Origin of the sequence: Geobacillus sp. LYN3, assembly GCF_003064505.1 — a bacterium.
Classification (GTDB): Bacteria; Bacillota; Bacilli; order Bacillales; family Anoxybacillaceae; genus Parageobacillus_B; species Parageobacillus_B toebii.
In genome coordinates, this window is the sequence record NZ_QCWL01000001.1 from 1834659 (window position 1) to 1852735 (window position 18077).

Annotated in this window: 22 protein-coding genes, 1 pseudogene and 1 riboswitch; of the genes and pseudogenes, 18 read left to right on the forward strand and 5 right to left on the reverse strand. The window is 42.8% G+C overall.

The genetic code is table 11. From position 1 onward, the window contains the following. Positions 1-66 precede the first annotated feature (66 nt). The 11 genes from DCC82_RS09535 (at position 67) to DCC82_RS09585 (ending at position 8396) form a co-directional block, all read left to right on the forward strand. Positions 67-636, forward strand: a complete 570-nt coding sequence (locus tag DCC82_RS09535) for a YpjP family protein (RefSeq protein WP_097354475.1) — start codon at positions 67-69, stop codon at positions 634-636. Between the two features lie 145 nt (positions 637-781). Further along, on the forward strand, positions 782-1489 hold the full coding sequence (locus DCC82_RS09540) for an anthrax toxin lethal factor-related metalloendopeptidase (protein ID WP_015863832.1): 708 nt from the start codon (positions 782-784) through the stop codon (positions 1487-1489). Between the two features lie 61 nt (positions 1490-1550). Then, positions 1551-2345: a thymidylate synthase gene (thyA, locus tag DCC82_RS09545; RefSeq protein ID WP_015863833.1), complete on the forward strand. Its 795-nt coding sequence runs from the start codon at positions 1551-1553 to the stop codon at positions 2343-2345. 12 nt (positions 2346-2357) lie between these two features. After that, complete coding sequence (locus DCC82_RS09550; protein WP_015863834.1) at positions 2358-2846, forward strand: dihydrofolate reductase; 489 nt, start codon at positions 2358-2360, stop codon at positions 2844-2846. A 103-nt stretch (positions 2847-2949) separates the two neighbouring features. Beyond that, positions 2950-3390, forward strand: a complete 441-nt coding sequence (locus tag DCC82_RS09555; RefSeq protein WP_015863835.1) for a YndM family protein — start codon at positions 2950-2952, stop codon at positions 3388-3390. Between the two features lie 200 nt (positions 3391-3590). Next, complete coding sequence (gene ilvA / locus DCC82_RS09560) at positions 3591-4862, forward strand: threonine ammonia-lyase IlvA (RefSeq protein WP_015863836.1); 1272 nt, start codon at positions 3591-3593, stop codon at positions 4860-4862. 106 nt (positions 4863-4968) lie between these two features. Beyond that, entirely contained in the window at positions 4969-5220 is a 252-nt protein-coding gene (locus DCC82_RS09565) for a YpmP family protein (RefSeq protein ID WP_015863837.1), read from the forward strand. A 287-nt stretch (positions 5221-5507) separates the two neighbouring features. Further along, a complete protein-coding gene (locus DCC82_RS09570; RefSeq protein ID WP_015863838.1) occupies positions 5508-6350 on the forward strand; it encodes a DegV family protein in 843 nt (280 codons plus the stop codon). Positions 6351-6384: 34 nt separating this feature from the next. Then, positions 6385-6951 (forward strand): SCO family protein, encoded by a 567-nt coding sequence (locus DCC82_RS09575; protein ID WP_062754376.1) that lies wholly within the window; start codon positions 6385-6387, stop codon positions 6949-6951. 78 nt (positions 6952-7029) lie between these two features. Beyond that, positions 7030-7824, forward strand: coding sequence for an SGNH/GDSL hydrolase family protein (locus DCC82_RS09580; protein ID WP_015863840.1), 795 nt, complete (start codon positions 7030-7032; stop codon positions 7822-7824). Further along, the gene (locus DCC82_RS09585) at positions 7821-8396 is read left to right on the forward strand and encodes a YpmS family protein (RefSeq protein WP_015863841.1); all 576 of its coding nucleotides are present in this window, start codon (positions 7821-7823) and stop codon (positions 8394-8396) included. The genes DCC82_RS09580 and DCC82_RS09585 overlap by 4 nt, the downstream gene beginning before the upstream one ends. A gap of 28 nt (positions 8397-8424) precedes the next feature. Here DCC82_RS09585 and DCC82_RS09590 read toward each other — a convergent pair whose 3' ends face one another. Both DCC82_RS09590 and plsY read right to left on the reverse strand, forming a co-directional pair. Continuing rightward, positions 8425-9789 (reverse strand): RsmF rRNA methyltransferase first C-terminal domain-containing protein, encoded by a 1365-nt coding sequence (locus DCC82_RS09590; RefSeq protein WP_015863842.1) that lies wholly within the window; start codon positions 9787-9789, stop codon positions 8425-8427. A 41-nt stretch (positions 9790-9830) separates the two neighbouring features. After that, the gene (gene plsY, locus DCC82_RS09595; protein ID WP_015863843.1) at positions 9831-10424 is read right to left on the reverse strand and encodes a glycerol-3-phosphate 1-O-acyltransferase PlsY; all 594 of its coding nucleotides are present in this window, start codon (positions 10422-10424) and stop codon (positions 9831-9833) included. A gap of 192 nt (positions 10425-10616) precedes the next feature. On the opposite strand from plsY, the gene DCC82_RS09600 reads away from it, so the two are divergent. Both DCC82_RS09600 and DCC82_RS09605 read left to right on the forward strand, forming a co-directional pair. Continuing rightward, on the forward strand, positions 10617-11042 hold the full coding sequence (locus DCC82_RS09600) for an OsmC family protein (protein WP_097354476.1): 426 nt from the start codon (positions 10617-10619) through the stop codon (positions 11040-11042). 30 nt (positions 11043-11072) lie between these two features. Continuing rightward, positions 11073-11636: pseudogene (locus tag DCC82_RS09605) on the forward strand (metallophosphoesterase family protein); the annotation flags it as partial. 81 nt (positions 11637-11717) lie between these two features. On the opposite strand, the gene pepT reads toward DCC82_RS09605, so the two are convergent. After that, the gene (gene pepT, locus DCC82_RS09610) at positions 11718-12950 is read right to left on the reverse strand and encodes a peptidase T (RefSeq protein ID WP_097354477.1); all 1233 of its coding nucleotides are present in this window, start codon (positions 12948-12950) and stop codon (positions 11718-11720) included. A gap of 257 nt (positions 12951-13207) precedes the next feature. Continuing rightward, positions 13208-13341: riboswitch (FMN riboswitch) on the forward strand. 158 nt (positions 13342-13499) lie between these two features. Between pepT and DCC82_RS09615 the strand changes: the two genes are divergently transcribed. Beyond that, entirely contained in the window at positions 13500-14081 is a 582-nt protein-coding gene (locus tag DCC82_RS09615; protein ID WP_015863846.1) for an ECF transporter S component, read from the forward strand. Between the two features lie 531 nt (positions 14082-14612). Here DCC82_RS09615 and DCC82_RS09620 read toward each other — a convergent pair. After that, entirely contained in the window at positions 14613-15218 is a 606-nt protein-coding gene (locus DCC82_RS09620; protein WP_015863847.1) for a sulfite oxidase-like oxidoreductase, read from the reverse strand. A gap of 329 nt (positions 15219-15547) precedes the next feature. Continuing rightward, complete coding sequence (locus DCC82_RS17640; protein WP_015863848.1) at positions 15548-15685, reverse strand: hypothetical protein; 138 nt, start codon at positions 15683-15685, stop codon at positions 15548-15550. Positions 15686-15993: 308 nt separating this feature from the next. Here DCC82_RS17640 and DCC82_RS09625 point away from each other — a divergent pair, with 308 nt between their 5' ends. The 4 genes from DCC82_RS09625 to DCC82_RS09640 all read left to right on the forward strand — a co-directional run bounded on the left by DCC82_RS09625 (position 15994) and on the right by DCC82_RS09640 (position 17904). Beyond that, on the forward strand, positions 15994-16320 hold the full coding sequence (locus DCC82_RS09625) for a YunG family protein (RefSeq protein WP_015863849.1): 327 nt from the start codon (positions 15994-15996) through the stop codon (positions 16318-16320). Between the two features lie 189 nt (positions 16321-16509). Continuing rightward, positions 16510-16890 carry a GNAT family N-acetyltransferase gene (locus tag DCC82_RS09630; protein ID WP_483299667.1) on the forward strand — a complete coding sequence of 127 codons (381 nt, stop codon included), beginning with the start codon at positions 16510-16512 and terminating at the stop codon, positions 16888-16890. A 1-nt stretch (position 16891) separates the two neighbouring features. Next, entirely contained in the window at positions 16892-17389 is a 498-nt protein-coding gene (locus DCC82_RS09635) for a GNAT family N-acetyltransferase (protein WP_015863851.1), read from the forward strand. A 17-nt stretch (positions 17390-17406) separates the two neighbouring features. Continuing rightward, positions 17407-17904, forward strand: a complete 498-nt coding sequence (locus DCC82_RS09640; RefSeq protein ID WP_015863852.1) for a GrpB family protein — start codon at positions 17407-17409, stop codon at positions 17902-17904. Positions 17905-18077 lie beyond the last annotated feature (173 nt).

Sequence of the window (18077 nt, forward strand, 5' to 3'; positions counted from 1 at the left end):
GTCAACCAGCCGAACGCGGCAGCCAATTAGGCTAGCTGCAAGCCCACGGCTTTAGCCGTTGGGTAGTTGACGGTATGTACGTTTGGTCTTGTTACACCACCTTCTTCGTTAATGGCTGCTGATGAACCAGCATCAGATGATTCGCCGTCTTCTGATTGGCAAAACAATCATAGCGGATCGCAAATTGCGTCCGTTACAGCTCAGCGGGAAATGCAAGCGCCGGTTTTGACTCGACAGCAATTTATTGAGCAGATGATGGAGAAAGCGGTCGTGCAATCGTACGAAAAATTTGGCAGCAAAATCGCTCCTGTTATTGAAGACGAGTTTCGCGATGTGATTTTGCCGCGCATTGAGGAAGTGATTGCGTCGCTTGCCGAGCAATACCCGGAAGAACAGCTGCAGTATTTGGCAGTGACGGAAAACCCATCAGGCGGGATGGGAGAGCGCATTTTTCATATTTACCGCATCGACACAGGAGAGGATATTATCCGTTTTCACGTCAGGCGCGAGCACCCGCCGCAAGATGGGTATTGGTTTCAATTTCATTACCATACGTACCACGACAATTTCCAAACCCATTACGAGCTAGGAAAAATTTATTGGGATAAAAATACGCCGCCGCAATGGCGGACGTGAACGGTTTTTTTGCTCCGTTTCCATGAACGTTTCCCGCTGATCCCGCTTCCTTATTTTACACATTTGTCCCCGTTTTTTTGTGTGTTACAATTTAATAGAAAAAGAGATTTTCATATTCGTAGCAAAAGAGGCGGGGGAAAGGATCATGAAACGGATTCTTTTTTGGATCATAACAATGTTGGCGATCATTCCGCTTCTTTCGCTTTCCCCGTATCCTGCCGCACACGGCGTTTTGCTTGATGATAGCAATATGGACATAAAACATACCATGCCGTACGATATATTAAGAAAAATGATCATTGTTCCGGAAACGAACTTTTCCCATCATGAGGCGAAAAAAATGATTGATACGCTTGCCCATATCGACCCATCCATATTGCAAAAAGCGGCGGATCATCATATTTATATTCAGCTGTTGACTGGAAAGATTACCGATGAACCGTCGGCGAGACACTTACAGGGGGAAACGCCGCGCGGATATTTGTCCTCTTCGACAACATGGGACGATGTTCCAGGGCTTGGCGGCTCACATTTAGTGCTCGTTAAAATCGGCCACAGCGAGAAGGGAAAAGGGCACGGTTCGGTCAATTTGGAATTGCATGAGTTTGCACATTCCATCGATTACATCGTGTTCGATCATATTCATGAGACGGCGGCTTTCCGTTCGATTTGGCAGGAAGAAGCAGCGAAACTGTTTCCAGATCACTATTATTTCCTTACGTATCCGGAAGAGTATTTTGCCGAATCGTTTGCGTACTATTACTATAGCGATGAGACACGCAGGCATTTGCAAATTGCTGCCCCAAAAACGTATCAGTTTATTCGCCATTTGGCTGAAAGAGCTCGTTTGTGAGCTCTTTTTTTGTTTCTGAATGAGATTCCTTTATGCTATGATAGAACGTGAGGTGATAACATTGCGTCAATACTTACAATTACTAGAAGATATTCTCGAAAACGGAGTAGAAAAAGACGACCGTACTGGGGTCGGGACGTTATCCGTGTTTGGTCGTCAGCTGCGTTTTAATTTGCAGGAAGGATTCCCACTCTTAACAACTAAAAAATTACATATCCGTTCGATCATTTACGAATTATTATGGTTTTTAAAAGGAGATACGAATGTTCGTTATTTGCAGGAAAACGGCGTGACGATCTGGGATGAGTGGGCGGATGAAAACGGTGATTTAGGCCCGATATACGGCGCGCAGTGGCGTTCATGGAAAGGGGCCGATGGCAAAACGGTGGATCAAATCAGCTGGGTTATTGAAGAAATTAAACGAAACCCAAATTCCCGCCGCTTATTAGTAAGCGCGTGGAATGTGGCAGAGCTAGATAAAATGAAACTGCCGCCTTGCCATTATGCGTTTCAATTTTATGTGGCAGACGGGAAGCTTTCTTGCATGTGGCAGCAACGTTCCGTTGATACGTTTTTAGGTTTGCCGTTTAACATCGCCAGCTATGCGCTGTTGACGCATATGATCGCCCAGCAGTGCGATTTAGATGTCGGCGAATTGATTTTTAGCGGCGGCGATGTACATTTGTATAAAAATCATCTTGAGCAAGCCAAACTACAACTGACGAGAGAACCGCGACCGCTTCCGAAGCTGGTGATCAAGCGGAAGCCTGCTTCGATTTTTGAATATGAATTCGAGGATTTTGAAATTGTCGACTATGATCCTCATCCGCATATTAAAGCGCCGGTTGCCGTATAAAGGAGAGATAGAATGATTTCACATATTGTCGCCATGGATCAAAACCGTGTCATTGGCAAAGACAACCGCCTGCCATGGCATTTGCCTGCTGATTTAGCGTATTTTAAAAAAGTAACGATGGGCCATGCCATTATTATGGGGCGCAAAACGTTTGAATCCATCGGGCGGCCGCTTCCGGGAAGAGAAAATGTCATTGTGACGCGGAATCGGTCGTTTCAGGCAGAAGGATGTACGGTGATCCATTCGATCGAAGCGATTCGTCAGTTTGCCGCTAAGCGCGATGATGAAGTGTTTGTCATTGGCGGTGCGGAATTGTTTCAAGCGACATTGCCGTTTGCCGACCGTCTCTACATAACGAAAATTGAGGCGAATTTTCCGGGTGATACGTTTTATCCGGATTTTGAAGAGTCAGAGTGGCGGCTCGTTTCCTATACGAAAGGAATAAAAGATGAAAAAAATCCATATGATTATGCGTTTATCGTTTATGAACGCAAACGTTAACGTGTTTCGCTTTTCGGCGGAACACGTTTTTCTTTTCAATCGAATAGAAGCAGCATAAAAAAGGAACGATAACAGTAAAAGATGATGGAAATGGAGGAATACGATGAAGCATATCGTTCCATTGGCGATTAAATTTATTGGGTGGAGTGTAGTGCTGCTTTCTATTTTTGCGATTTTTAACGCCCCGCCGCTGCTGGTTTTGTTCATGGCGGCAGGAACCGCTGTAGTTTCTTATCTCATCGGTGATCTATTTATTCTGCCGCGCTTTGGCAATTTGGCAGCAGCAATTGCTGATGTTCCGCTTGCGTTTTTGCTTATTTGGCTCACTAGCTACGCACTGATTGAACCGACTGTCAATATGGTGTACGCTTCGTTTTATTGCGCGCTGGCAATCGGTGCGATCGAAGCGTTTTTTCATCTGTTTATGGAAAACCGTGTGCTTGATGAGGAAAGAAAAGAACAAGCGTATCGGTGGTATGACGAAGGAAGGTGGGCGACGGAGTTTGCCAAGGAATATGATCAGGAGAAAGACGACCGCACGTAAGAGGGTCGTCTTTTATTGTTATACGTAAAAAAGCACGCCAAAAATTAATTTTATTCTACTCAAATGGCATAATCATAAACAAGAAAAAAATGGGGAGAAATATTTTTTGTAAACTTTTTGAAAATTCCCTTTCCTTTTTAAAAATTTGTGCTATAATTTACAAATTAAAAAGACAACTTAGAAAGAAAGGGAACGAAAACATGGAACAACAACTTAAACGAAAACAAGGGACCGTTTATGTTGAAGATATTTTAATCGCTTATCATACGTTAAAAGATGTTGTACACCATACTCCGCTGCAAAAAAATCCGTTATTATCGGAACGTTACGAATGTAACGTGTATTTGAAGCGCGAAGATTTACAAGTCGTACGCTCATTCAAAATTCGTGGCGCATACAACCGGATGAAACATTTAAGCGAAGAAGAACGGAAAAACGGCATTGTCTGCGCTAGTGCAGGCAACCATGCGCAAGGAGTAGCGTATTCATGTCGGGCGCTAGGCGTGCATGGAAAGGTGTACATGCCGGCGACAACGCCGAGACAAAAAGTATCGCAAGTACAGCTGTTCGGAAAAGATATGGTCGACATTGTTTTAGTAGGCGATACGTTTGATGATTCATTTAACGAAGCAATAGAGTGTGCCAAAAAAGAAGGACGCACATTTATTCATCCGTTTGATGATGAATATGTCATTGCCGGACAAGGAACGATCGGTGTAGAAGTGTTGAACGACTGTGAAGAGCCGATTGATTTTGTGTTTGCAAGCATCGGCGGTGGCGGATTGATGTCGGGGATTGGTACATATGTGAAAAGCATTTCTCCAGCTACAAAAATTATTGGCGTGGAACCAGAGGGTGCACCATCGATGAAAGCTGCCCTCGAGCAAGGGCATGTTGTGACATTAGAAGAGATTGATAAATTTGTGGATGGAGCGGCAGTCAAAACGGTTGGCGAAAAAACGTATGCGCTTTGTAAAGAAATCATTGACGATATTGTTGTCGTACCGGAAGGAAAAGTATGCACAACGATCTTAGAGCTATATAACGAAAATGCAATTGTCGTTGAACCGGCGGGGGCGCTTCCGATTGCAGCACTTGATTTTTACAAAGACAAAATCCGTGGGAAAACGGTTGTCTGTATTGTCAGCGGAGGAAACAATGACATTGATCGAATGCAGGAAATTAAAGAGCGTTCGATGATTTACGAAGGACTGCAGCATTATTTTATCGTCAATTTTCCACAGCGTGCCGGCGCACTTCGCGAATTTTTAGATGAAGTATTAGGGCCTACCGATGATATTACTCGTTTTGAATACACAAAGAAAAATAACAAAGAAAACGGTCCGGCGTTGGTCGGCATTGAATTAAAACGCCGCGAAGATTACGAGCCGCTCATTGAGCGCATGAAGAAAAAAGGGTTTCCGTTTCAAGAAGTGAATAAAAATCCAAACTTATTCCATTTACTCATTTAGTGAAAAAACACGAAAAAAGTCGTAAATATTTCGCACATTTCTGACATGCTTTTTTACCGATTTGGTGTATAATAAAAGTAAATCGGTGAAAAAGAGGATTGATATTTTGCTATTCAAAAGCCTAGAGTTCAAAAATGCTTATGGGCAGAAGGTGAAGATTATCGAAATTCCTGTATTGGAGGAAGATAACACGTACCGATTTATGATTCAATTGCGCTTAGAAACGTTTATTGCCAAAGTATATCGATCCCGTAATGCTTGTTCTGTTTACTCGTTTCGGGAATATTTGAAAAAAGTATTAAAATGGCCTGTTTATGAGCAAATTTTTAAGGTCGATGTTTTAAAAAACAATGCTTAAACCTAAAAAAGTTGTTTTGCTTCGGCAAAACAACTTTTTATTTAGTCATTGCCATTTTGTGACTGTCGCACATAAGTTCATATGTCTTTCGATATTTTTTCAAACTTTCCACACATATTGTTGATATGATAATAAAATGAATAGACGTGGAAAATTCCATCGCTTTTTTGGTTTTATCTCTTTTTATGCAGTTCACACTTTTCTTCAGGACATTCTAGATTTTTATAGGAATTTTCCTCTTTTCATTGTATAATTGTACATATAGCTTAAATATTGGGAGTGAATTCATGAAGAACGTGAAAGTTGTAACAGATTCAACGGTCGATTTGCCGAAAGAGGTGTTGCAAGAGCATGGGATTGAGGTAGTCCCACTCAGCTTTACGATTGGTGAGGAAGCGTTTATCGACCGCGTAACGATCACCCCGGATGAGTTTATGGAAAAAATGAAAGAAGCAGAGGAATTGCCAAAAAGCTCTCAACCTTCTGTCGGCGAGTTTCTCGAAATCTATAACCGCCTTGGTGAAGATGGAAGCGATATTATCTCGATCCATATGGCTGGTGAGCTAAGCGGCACTGTTCGCTCCGCGCAGTATGCCGCGACATTAGCGGAAGCAAATGTGACAGTGGTAGATTCGGAGTTTATTTCGCTTGCCCTGGGATTTCAAGTGTTGGAAGCAGCGCAACAGGCAAGACTGGGGAAAAGTGTGGAGGAAATTGTAAACCGTCTGCGCGACGTCCGTCGCTGTACGCGATTGTACGTCACAGTCGATACATTAGACAACCTCGTAAAAGGCGGTCGTATTGGCCGTGGAAGAGCATTGGTCGGTTCGCTTTTAAACATTAAACCGATTGCAGCGCTTGTCGATGGAATGTATACACCGATTGCGAAAGCGCGCAGTTATTCACAAATCATCAAATATTTGACAAATCAATTTAAAGAAGATATATCGAATAAAACGATTCGGGCTGTTGGGATCGTCCATGCCGATGCGCTCGCATTAGCAGAACGGCTGAAACAATCGATCATGGAAGCGACTGGATATCATTCCATCGATATTGTCGCAACAACGCCGGTGATTTCGATCCATACCGGACCGGGCGCCATTGGCCTCATGTATTATGCAGAATAGAAGAAAACAGGTGAAGAGAAAGGTGAAAGGAAAGATGAAGCGATTCGTCGTTCTACTTGTCATCGTACTTCTTGCTGCATGCGGAAAAACCATTCCTGATGCAAAAAATTGGCCGGTTGATGATTTTACGTATACGGATCAAAATGGAAAGCCATTCGGTTTAAAAGATTTAAAAGGAAAAGTATGGGTTGCCGACTTTATTTTTACCAATTGTGAGACTGTTTGTCCGCCAATGACTGCCAATATGGCTAAGTTGCAAAAAAAGGCGAAAGAAAAAGGGCTTGATGTTGAATTTGTCTCATTTAGTGTTGATCCGGAAGTAGATACACCGGAAAAGTTAAAAGAGTATGTGAAAAAGTTTAACGGTGATTTATCAAATTGGCATTTGCTTACAGGATACAGCCAGCAAGAAATTGAGAAATTTGCCGAGAAAAACTTTAAAACGATTGTAAAAAAACCGAAAAACGAGGATCAAGTGATCCATGGAACAGAGTTTTATCTTGTTGACCAAAACGGTACGATTGTCCAAACTTATAGTGGGGTGCAAGATGTTCCGTATGAAAAAATTTTAGAGCATATTGAGATTTTGCAATCGTCATAAAAGGCAAAAATGTAGATACATTTTTGCCTTTTCGTGTTTTCTTCATGTGTGTTTACAAGGTAAGGCAGGTGTAGAATAATGAAAAAATGGGGATTGATTTTTTTATTGTTGCTCTATTGCGCGGGCTGTTCTTCCGAGCAGGCAATCAACGCTGCCAGCTTGCCTGAACGGCAAATAAAGCTGACACCGCGTACGGTTGCTAATGATTTTTTTCCAAAAGATATTCGCGTGCTCGCTCTTGGCGATTCGCTAACAGAGGGAGTAGGGGATCATGAACAAAAAGGCGGATATGTTTCTCGGTTGCGCCAACAATTATTACAGCATAAAGGGGTGCGAACGCTCTCGGTCATCAATTTTGGAAAGCGAGGGTTACGGATTTCCAAGCTTGATGATGTTGTCCATGAGCACGCAAACGAAGTCCGACAGGCGGATCTTATTTTCATCACCATCGGCGGTAATGACATGATGAAAATTGTTCGCTCCCATTTTTTTGATTTATCGTACACTTTGTTTGAGAAGGAACAAAAACGATTTGCCAAGCGGTTGGATCATCTTTTGGCAATGATTCGCACATATAACCAACATGCTACTATTGTTCTTGTCGGCTTATACAATCCATTTTCTAACTTGCTTCCAAATATTCCAGAAATCAACGATGTTATCAAGCAATGGAATAACGGGAGCAAAGCGGTGTTGGCGCGCTATGATCGGACGATTTTTGTCAATGTGAAAGATTTGTTTGATGGCCGGGATGATGTGTTATATAGCGACCAGTTTCATCCAAATGAAGTAGGGTATGAATTAATCGCAAGACGTGTGTATGAACAATTGCAGCAACACGAAGAAATGTGGTTAGGGAGTTTGGAACAATGAATTGGAAAAAATGGTTTTGGACATTGGTGGTATTGGATATTGCTGTTGTGATGCTTTTTGCTGTTTGGTTGTTTCAGCCGGCTAAACCGATATCGGTGCCGTCTCCGAAAAAAGTAAAAGGAGCCACGTTTACGGTATATTCGAACAAAGAACATTTGAATACGGTGATCAATGATTATATTCGTAAAAAAGCAAAAGACCATCCCGTGCAATATCGAGTTTGGCTTGATGATCGAGTGTATGTGGCAAGCAAGCTCCCTGTATTTGGCCGGGAGATGGACCTTGTCGTTTCCTTTATTCCGAAAGTGGTTAAAGGCGGAAATGTAGTGCTAGAAAGTCCGGAAATATCGCTGGGCGATTGGGAGCTTCCGGTCACGTACGTGTTAAGATATTTACGAAAACACGCGCCATTGCCAGATGAAGTGATCATTGATCCGAAGGTTAACCGCGTGTATGTGGCGCTTACTGATATTCGTTTCGGCAACGGTTATCAAGTTTCCGCTCGGAAAATTGATTTGGCAAAGGATGAAATTGTATTTACGCTGACGATTCCGACATCGGCAAAACAATAAGGGCCGCTTGTGAGCGCGCCCCTATTTATTAGTTGATTCGCAGTCCTTTCGGATAAAAGTTTTTCACCATACCTTTTACTTCTTTTCCCCACCCGAGCGGATAACCATCAACGGTCACAAGCAGCCAGCCGCGGTCTTCTCCCGTCTGAATCGTTTCTCCGCGCAAATATTTTAGACATTCTACGCTGTCGCTTGACAAGTCAAGGGAGTAACGAACGTCTTGCGGCTTTAGTGATAAGGCAAGTGCATGGTTCGGCTCAAACCGCTGCTTTTTCGCTTCTCCTAAGTGAAGACCTGCCCGCACGACTTTCAGGCCATCGAAATTCGGGCAGTGGTCAGGTAGGGCGAATAGATGGTGTTGAAAGGCATACATCGGTTTTTCGATTTCTGTTTGCAATACTTCTTGTTCAAACTGCCGATACTCGCGAACCATTTGTTTGGAGGCGTTTGGCTTGGCATAGCGTCCATTCCATGAAGGGGACGGGCCTGTTTTTTTTATTTTCGCGACAAAATGGCCTTCCCCTTTTAACGAATGCGGCCATAGCCGAGCCGTTCTCTCCATTTCCTCGAAGTTCGTGTTCGTCCATTCCCGTCTTCCCGGCTGAATGCCATGAACTTTTTCAATCGACAGCAATTCAAGATCATCATAGGTTTGTAAAAAAGCTTCTATGGTCTGTTCGTTTTCTTCAGGAGAAAACGTGCAAGTGGAATAGACGAGAATGCCGCCTTCTTTTAACATCTCGTATGCACAATCTAAAATATGCCGCTGTTTGATGGCGCATTGTTCGACGTGCGCTTGGCTCCAAAATTGCACGGCTTCTTCGTCTTTTCGAAACATGCCTTCCCCCGAACACGGAGCGTCTACTAAAATTTTGTCAAAAAAACCAGGGAAATATTTTGCGAGCTTTTCCGGTGTTTCATTCGTAACAAGCGCATTCGTAATGCCAAACCGCTCGATATTTTCCGATAGTGCTTTGACGCGTTTCGGATGAATTTCATTGGCGATAATCAGCCCTTGATTTTTCATCATTGCCGCAAGCTGAGTCGTTTTTCCGCCAGGTGCGGCACAAAGGTCAAGAACAAACTCCCCTGGATTTGGCTTTAACACTTCCGCTACAAACATCGCACTCGGCTCTTGGATATAATAGAGCCCTGCCGCATGATATGGATGCTTTCCAGGTTGTTCGTGTGCGTCATAATAAAAGCCAGTTGGGCAAAACGGCACAGGGGAAAGTGCAAACGGGACGAGCGTTAAAAACGTCTCGCGGTCGATTTTCAATGGATTGAACCGCAAACCGTTTGCTTTTTCTTCATGATAGGTGGAAAAAAAACGAGAAGCTTCGTCTTCCAAAAGCCTCTCCATTTTTTCGATGAATTCGCTTGGTAATTTCAATGATCCAACTCCTTTCTTGCTGCTCAAAATAATAAGATCGTTTATTTTCTGCCCAGCCACTTGATTTTTGGTTCCGTTTTGTTGACAATGCGTTTTATATTCGCGCGGTGGCGGTAAAAGATAAACGCCGTTAATAACGATACTGCGATCATTAGTGGAATGTCATCAGTAAAAAAGATGGTATAAATAACGGCATATACCCCGGCTAACATCGAAGATAACGAAACATACTTGGAAATATATAAAACAATGAAAAAGACAGTAAGAAGCGAAACGAACAAAAACGGTGAATAAAACAGCATCACACCTGCCGATGTTGCGACCGCTTTCCCGCCGCGGAATTTGGCAAAAATCGGATATGTATGTCCGATGACAGCGCACACTCCTGCTAACAGCGGATGTATGTGCACGGAGAACAATACAGGCAGGCTTGCCGCCAGCGTCCCTTTTAGCATATCTCCGCATGTGACGATCATTCCTGCTTTTACGCCAAGGACGCGAAATGTATTTGTCCCTCCTAGATTTCCGCTGCCATGCTCGCGAATATCGATTCCGTATCCTATTTTTCCGACAAGGAGCGCAAACGGAATCGATCCGAGAAGGTAAGCTGTGATCAAAATGAGTGCTTTTTCCATCAACCTCTCTACACCCTTTACTTATCAAATTTGTGCATGTTTTTATTTTACCATGCATGAAAAAAAACGCTAGAAGGAAAATAGAACATATCAACGGAAGGTATTTTTTTTGCATTTATTTTTTTGGCAAAGTAAACTAGATGATAACATGGTTATTTTATCGCTGGAACTGAAAGAGGAGGAAGAAAAGAAATGAAAACGAAAGTAACGTGGAACGGGCAAATGTCGTTTACAGGGATGAGCGCATCAGGAGTGCAAATTCCGATTGATGCTTCCAAAGAAGCAGGGGGACAAGATTCCGGGGCGAGACCGATGGAATTAATTTTACACGGGCTTGCCGGATGTACGGGAATTGATATTATATCGATCTTGACAAAAATGCGGCTTGAGGTTCGTTCATTTTATATAGAAGTGGAAGGAACCCGTGCGGACGATCATCCAAAACGGTTTACGGATATTCACCTTCGCTATGTGTTAGAAGGGGATTTGCCAGAGGACAAAGTCGTCCGCGCCATTCAATTGTCAGTAGAGAAGTACTGCTCTGTATACCATTCCTTAAATGCCAAAATTACGGCAAGCTACTCCATTAACGGTGTAGAAGGGAAAGAAAATTTGTAAAACGCTAAAGCCGTTGGCGTTCAATCAAAAAAAACCGGCTATTTTCGTGGCGCGGATTTTCCATACGTAAGCGCGAATGTAATCGATAAAAAGACAGGCAAACCGATTCTTCCGCCTTATGTTATTAAAAAAGTGAAAGGAATACCGATTGGTTTTATCGGAGTAACTTTATCGGATACACCAAGCATCGTCATTCCAAGCGGTGTGGCTGGGGTTGCATTCAAGGATGAAGCGGAAGCGATTAACGAGGCGGTGAAACAACTAAAACGGCGGGGAGTGCGTGCAATCGTTGTCCTTGCACATAATCCAGGGGTTTCTAATAAAGATGGTTCCAACGCGAGTGGAGAAATTGTAGACATCGCGAAAACAGTGGATGATGAAGTCGACGTTATTTTTGCTGGTCATAATCATGCGTATTTAAACGCCGAAGTGGACGGCAAACTGCTTGTTCAATCATATTCTTATGGAACTGCTTTTTCGGATGTGGATTTAACCATTGATCGGCGGACAAAAGACGTTGTTGCGAAAAAAGCAGAAATTGTGACTACCTATCAAGATAGCATCAAACCTGATCCAAAGATTACCCATTTGATGCCCGAATCGAAGGGCGCATTCAACAGCTTCGCTAAATATGAAAAAGCTGGTTCCAAAACGCTGTTGGAACCAGCTTTTCTGTTACGCTTTTTGCTCGAACAGCTTAATAATTTCAATAATGACGTTTGTTGCTTTGATCATGTTGTCGACGGAAATGTATTCATAGCGGCCGTGGAAGTTTTCGCCGCCCGTGAAAATATTTGGAGTCGGTAGCCCCATGTACGAAAGCTGCGACCCGTCCGTGCCGCCGCGGATCGGCGAAATTTTCGGTTCGATATTTAAGTTTTTCATCGCTTCATAGGCGATATCGACGACTTCGCGGACCGGTTCGATCTTTTCTTTCATGTTATAGTATTGGTCTTTTATTTCGATCGCGATGCGCTCTTTTCCGTACTTTTCTTGCAATTTTGCCGCAATTTCCTGCATTTTTGCTTTGCGCGCTTCAAATTGTTTGCGGTCAAAGTCGCGGATAATGTAATGAAGCATCGTTTCCTCGACATTTCCTTGGAAGGAAAGCAAATGATAAAATCCTTCGTAGCCTTCCGTATGTTCCGGCGCTTCGTTTGCCGGAAGCTGTCCATGAAATTCCATCGCGATTTTGATCGAGTTAATCATTTTTCCTTTGGCAGTGCCTGGATGGACGTTTTTCCCTTTGATCGTGATTTTTGCCTCCGCTGCGTTAAAGCTTTCATACTCTAATTCGCCAAGCGGACCGCCGTCAACGGTATAGGCATATTTCGCTCCGAAAGCGGCGACGTCAAATTTATGCGGCCCTCTGCCGATTTCTTCGTCTGGCGTAAACGCGACGCGCACTTTGCCGTGTTTAATTTCCGGATGCTGGATTAAGTAGGCCATCGCCGTCATAATTTCCGCAATTCCCGCCTTATTGTCCGCGCCAAGCAGTGTCGTGCCGTCGGTGGTGATGAGCGTATGGCCTTTGTAGTTTGCAAGCTCCGGGAAATCTTTTGGCGACAGGACAATGTTTAACGATTCGTTTAAGACGATATCGCCGCCGTCGTAATTTTCAACGATTTGCGGATGGACATTAGCCCCAGTGAACTCCGGTGCGGTATCCATATGGGCTAAAAAGCCGATTGTCGGCACGTCTTTCTCGGTATTTGCCGGCAGCGTTGCCATTATGTATCCGTTTTCATTCATTGTCACTTCTTCCATGCCGATTGCTTTTAATTCTTCCACCAACATCTTCCCAAGCTCCAGCTGGCCAGGAGTGGAAGGGCAAGTGTCGCTGTTCGGGTCGGATTGCGTGTTGACTTTAACGTATTTCGTGAAGCGTTCGATGATTTCTTGTTTCATCTAGTTCATCTCCTTACTGTTTGCTATCTTTTTCCGTTCTTATTTTATCACAAAACGATCATACGAAGAAAAAACTTTGTTACATGCAAATGGCAGATAAAGTTCATATGCTTTAGCGCTCTATATGTACTTGCTAGGAATAATTCTTCTCACATTGCAGAATTTATTAAAGTTTTATTTTGTTGCATGAAAATTATTAGACAGAATCTATATGAAAATTGTATACTAAATACAAAACCGCATATAAAAAACATACGATTCATCTTCGGGGCAGGGTGAAATTCCCGACCGGCGGTGATGAAGCCAATGCGCTTCTCAGCCCGCGAGCCGCAAGGCAGGATCCGGTGCAAATCCGGAGCCGACAGTATAGTCTGGATGGGAGAAGATGAAGGTTTGCCGGCGTTCGAAAAAATAGCCTATTCGAACGTCTATTTGCGCATGCCCTTTTTCTCCCTTAAGTGTGAACACTTAAGGGTTTTTTCATTTTGCGCACCATACGGCAGCCTTCTTCTTGTGAGGATGGATCACGAGAAGGAGAGGAGAATCGACATGAGAAAAATGAATATTCGCGCGCTTGTCTTAATTGGAGTGTTTAGCGCCATCTCGTATTTACTGATGCTGTTAAACTTTCCGCTTCCGCCATTTCCAAACTTTCTATTGGTGGATTTCAGCGATATTCCTGCATTGATCGCCGCGATTCTGTACGGACCGCTGGCGGGAGTGTCCGTTGAATTGCTGAAAAATGTGTTGAATTATTTCATGGTCGGCAGTCCTACCGGCGTTCCGGTCGGTCATATCGCCAACTTTATGGCCGGGATTACGTTTATTTTGCCGACATATTACGTATATCATAAAACAAAATCAAAAAAAGGAATGCTGGCTGGTTTAGTCATTGGCACCGCCGTTATGGCGCTGATGATGAGCGTATTGAACTACTACGTGTTTCTGCCGGCGTATACGATCTTTCTAGGAGCCCCGGCGATGAGCGCGCCGGAAACAAGGGCATTGGTTGTTTCGGCTATCTTGCCGTTTAACGCAGTAAAAGGCGCGATGATCACGATTGTATTTATGCTCTTGTTTGTCCGTTTGCACCAGTGGATGCAAAAACAAGCGGCAACGAATCATGCATAGTGCATATATGCAGCGAGGCTGCCTCAAAAGGCCGTTGAATCGACCTCTTGAGGCAGCCTCTTATTAAATAACCATGCTAAAGTTATTTTTTCTGCTTCTTAATATTCGCAAATATCAAGAAAGGGGAAAATTAGAATTTTTCGACTTCTTATCCCAATTACCTGAATTTTCAACCAAAGGAATGCAAGAACCACCTTTAAACAGCCAATACATTAAAAAATAGGTTTTCTAATGAAAATATATGCTAAATGCAAAAAAGTAAAAACCTCGAATGATGCCAAGACAATAATGAAAAACTGGATAGAGCGTATAAAAAGGACAATGTAAAGGTTGAGAATGGGCAACATGGCAGTAAAAGAAAATCATTGTGTGCTCGTTTCTTCCGTGTATGAAGAGTGCAAAAAATAAAAAGAGATTGTCTTAGAAAAGACTCTTTCTCAGCTTGTCGACTTTGTCGGCAAGCTGAGAGGAACTCTAAAAAAGAAGCTCTCGTTTTTTAGGGGTGAATACAATGAACTTTCCAAAAAAGTTTTACATATCGTTTGGATCGGCAAAGCGCTCTTCTTTAAACGGATTGGCCGTCATCGAATAGCCGCGCAGCTCCCAATATCCCGGTTCGTCTTTTTTCATAAACTGAATTCCGGATGCCCATTTCGCTCCTTTCCATAAATAAAACGTTGCGGGTGGAATAAAGCGAAGCGGATAGCCGTGTTTTGGAGAAATATCTTGCCAGTCATGATGTTTGTCTTTCCAGCGATACACAAACAGCGCGTCATCGCCCATAAGCGCCTCGAGCGGCAAGTTCGCCGAATATCCGAAGCGGTCTCCGTTTAAATAGCCGTAAATTTTGACGTACTTTACATCCGGCTCCAATTCGACAAAGCGCAAAAACTCGCGGAAGGCAATCCCCTCAAATGTCGTATCAAACTTTGACCATGTCGTCACACAATGCATATCAATCGTCGATATCGTTTTCGGCAGCTCCATCACCTGCCGGTAAGATAGCGAAACTTCCTCTTTTACATCTCCAAACAAACGAAAATCCCATGTTTCTTCATCGAACTGGTATACATCCCCCTCATGGAGAATCGGCCATTTTTCCGTTTCAAATTGGCCTGGCGGCAGTTGTTTTGCCATCGGCGTGCACCCTTTCTATGTATTGTTTATATAAATAAAATGATACGTTGAGAAAGCGGCGTTCGCAACTATATAGGCAGGAAATAATCGGATAGAGATAGAATAGACGAATAAGTTTATACTAGGGGGATATAAAATGGCGCACGTGGCATCTTTTGTTACATTTTTTCATAAAAAATATAATCGAAAACTTAAGAAAATGCCAGAAAGGATAACAACAATTAGGAAGAAACAAAAGAATAACTAAAGTTTCAGTGGAGAGAAAGAAAAGTGATTCGTACACAGCTAGCGTATTGTATTTCCTTTATCATGGTTTTTAAATCATTTATTTATTCAGGAAGGTCAGTTCTTTTATGTTCTGTTTTAGTAATGTATCTCGGTTTTCTTGCTACTGCCGCTAAAGAAATAATAAAGCTAATCCCTAAAATAGCTGATAATGTCCATGCGAAAAGTTCAATTGGTGTCATTACCTGATGACCTCCTTTTTTAGTGTTATATATAAAAAGATATGCGTACATGTTTGTCCATTTTCTTAAAGGTTGATCTACTCTATCATGCATTGCACAAACTTCTTGACTGTACCAGATATGGTCGATTTTTATTTTGGTTATTGAACCAACCATGGATGTTCAATAATCAGCGAAATCATGAGGGGGATGATTTTTGAAAGAATTAAAATCTGTAGAAATTTTTTGTACTTTATATGCACATGGGTTAAATTTTTATTTAGAGTCATTTTTGGTTCAGAAAGAAGGGGGTTAACCAATGCATAGTCTTGGAAGAGAAAATATTTGAACTCAAAAATGTTTTAATGAAAGCCTGGTCAATCGAATCAAGCTCGAAATGGACTCGTCAGAATCCAGCAAAAGGACAATGTGGAGTAACTGCGTTAGTGGTAAACGATCTATTTGGTGGAGAAATAATAAAAACAACGACTCCTGAAGGTTGGCATTTTTACAATAAAATAAATGGTCAGCGTTATGATTTAACAGAATCCCAATTCCCGGAAGCTATTGAATATATGGATATCCCTTCTAATAGGGAGGAAGCTTTCTCGGATACGAATGAAAGACAATACCATGATGTTATTTTTAGTTTTTAAAGAAATGCTGATATATCAATGTTTTAGACATATTTTGTATTATCCGCAATCGGATCGTTGCAACGTATCAATCGAAAGCAAGATTGAATCGCAAATGCGCTTGAAAAAGAAACGATTTCGAGAAAAGCAAGGGGGATCGAGGTGAACATTCACATATATAGAGATTTATCCAAAGCGAATTGGCAAGAGATGAAAGATGTATACGAATCAGCCGGATGGACGAAACATTCCGAGGAAATCATCCAACAGGTATTTGAAGCAAGCAACGTGGTTTCGCTTGCGGTCTATAACGGACGAATCGTTGGGTTTGGCCGTGCGCTTTCCGATGGCGTGTTTAATGCGGCGATTTATGATATCGTTGTTCATCGCGATTTTCAAGGGCGTGGCATCGGAAAAGCAATCGTCGAAGATTTGCTTGACCAGCTTAAGCACGTTTCTTGCGTGCATTTAATTGCCACTACCGGAAAAGAGAAGTTTTATCAAAAAGCAGGGTTGAAAAAACTGAAAACCGCTATGGCGCGATATCGAAATTTTGATTTGGCGCGGGAATATTTGGAGGAGGATAGATAAGATGAACGTAAGGCATGCGACGGTAGACGATGCGGAACCGTTGGCTCATCTTATTTTGCGGGTAGAAAAAGAAGCGGAGTTTATGATGTTTGAGGCAGGGGAACGAACGCTCACTCCAGATCTGCAGAGAAGCCAAATCGAAGCGATGCAGAATGAGGAAAACTCCACGATACTGGTGGCAGAGGCGGACGGAAAGCTAGTTGGGTATCTAGTGGCAAGAGGAGGGAGCGCGAGACGAAATAAGCATACGGTATATATCGTCATTGGCGTGCTGGCTTCGTATAGAGGAAAAGGAATCGGTACGATGCTATTTGCCGAATTGGAGCGTTGGGCTCGCACGAAAGGCATTCATCGGTTGGAATTAACGGTAGTCGTCAACAATCAACGCGCGGTATCGTTATATCGCAAAATGGGGTTTGAACAAGAAGGGATCAAACGGCATTCTCTTCTTATTCATGGACAGTACATCGATGAATATTATATGGCAAAACTATTATAGTGATCGGAGGAAACAAAATGGAACTTGTTCATTTTTTAGAGCAAAGCCATTTTCACGAACAAGCAGAAAAAACATTTTTGGAACAGAAGGAAAAAATTTTGCGTCTGTTGCCGGAAGCGGATATTCAGCACGTTGGAAGCACGGCGATTCCCAATAGCCTCACCAAAGGGGATCTTGATATTCAAGTGCGGGTTCCTGCGGAAATATTTACTGTTGCTGTAGAGAAACTGTCCGCTTTATATGCAATCAATGAGGGAAGCGTGCAAACGGACTATTTCCGCGCATTTCAAGATGATACGACCGATCCGCCATTAGGTGTCCAACTAACCGTTATCGGTTCTGAATTAGACATCTTTTGGAAATTCCGTGAAGTGTTGTTGGCGAATGACACATACAGAGCGGAATATGACGAATTGAAAAAGGCATACGAAGGAAAAAGTATGGAAGCGTACCGGGAAGCGAAACAACGGTTTTTCGCGCGCCTGATGGAAACGCCGGAGTTTCAGCGGTTGTAAGGAGATGTTATGATGAAAAAGTGGCAAGTGATAAAAAGCGAATATATTTATCAAACACCATTTGGGAATTTGCGAAGTAATAAAGTGGTCCTTCCTAATGGTCACGAGAACATCCGCCGGAAGCCCACTGCTTTAGCTGTGGAGGAAGGCGGGGTTTATATTTTTAGTATATA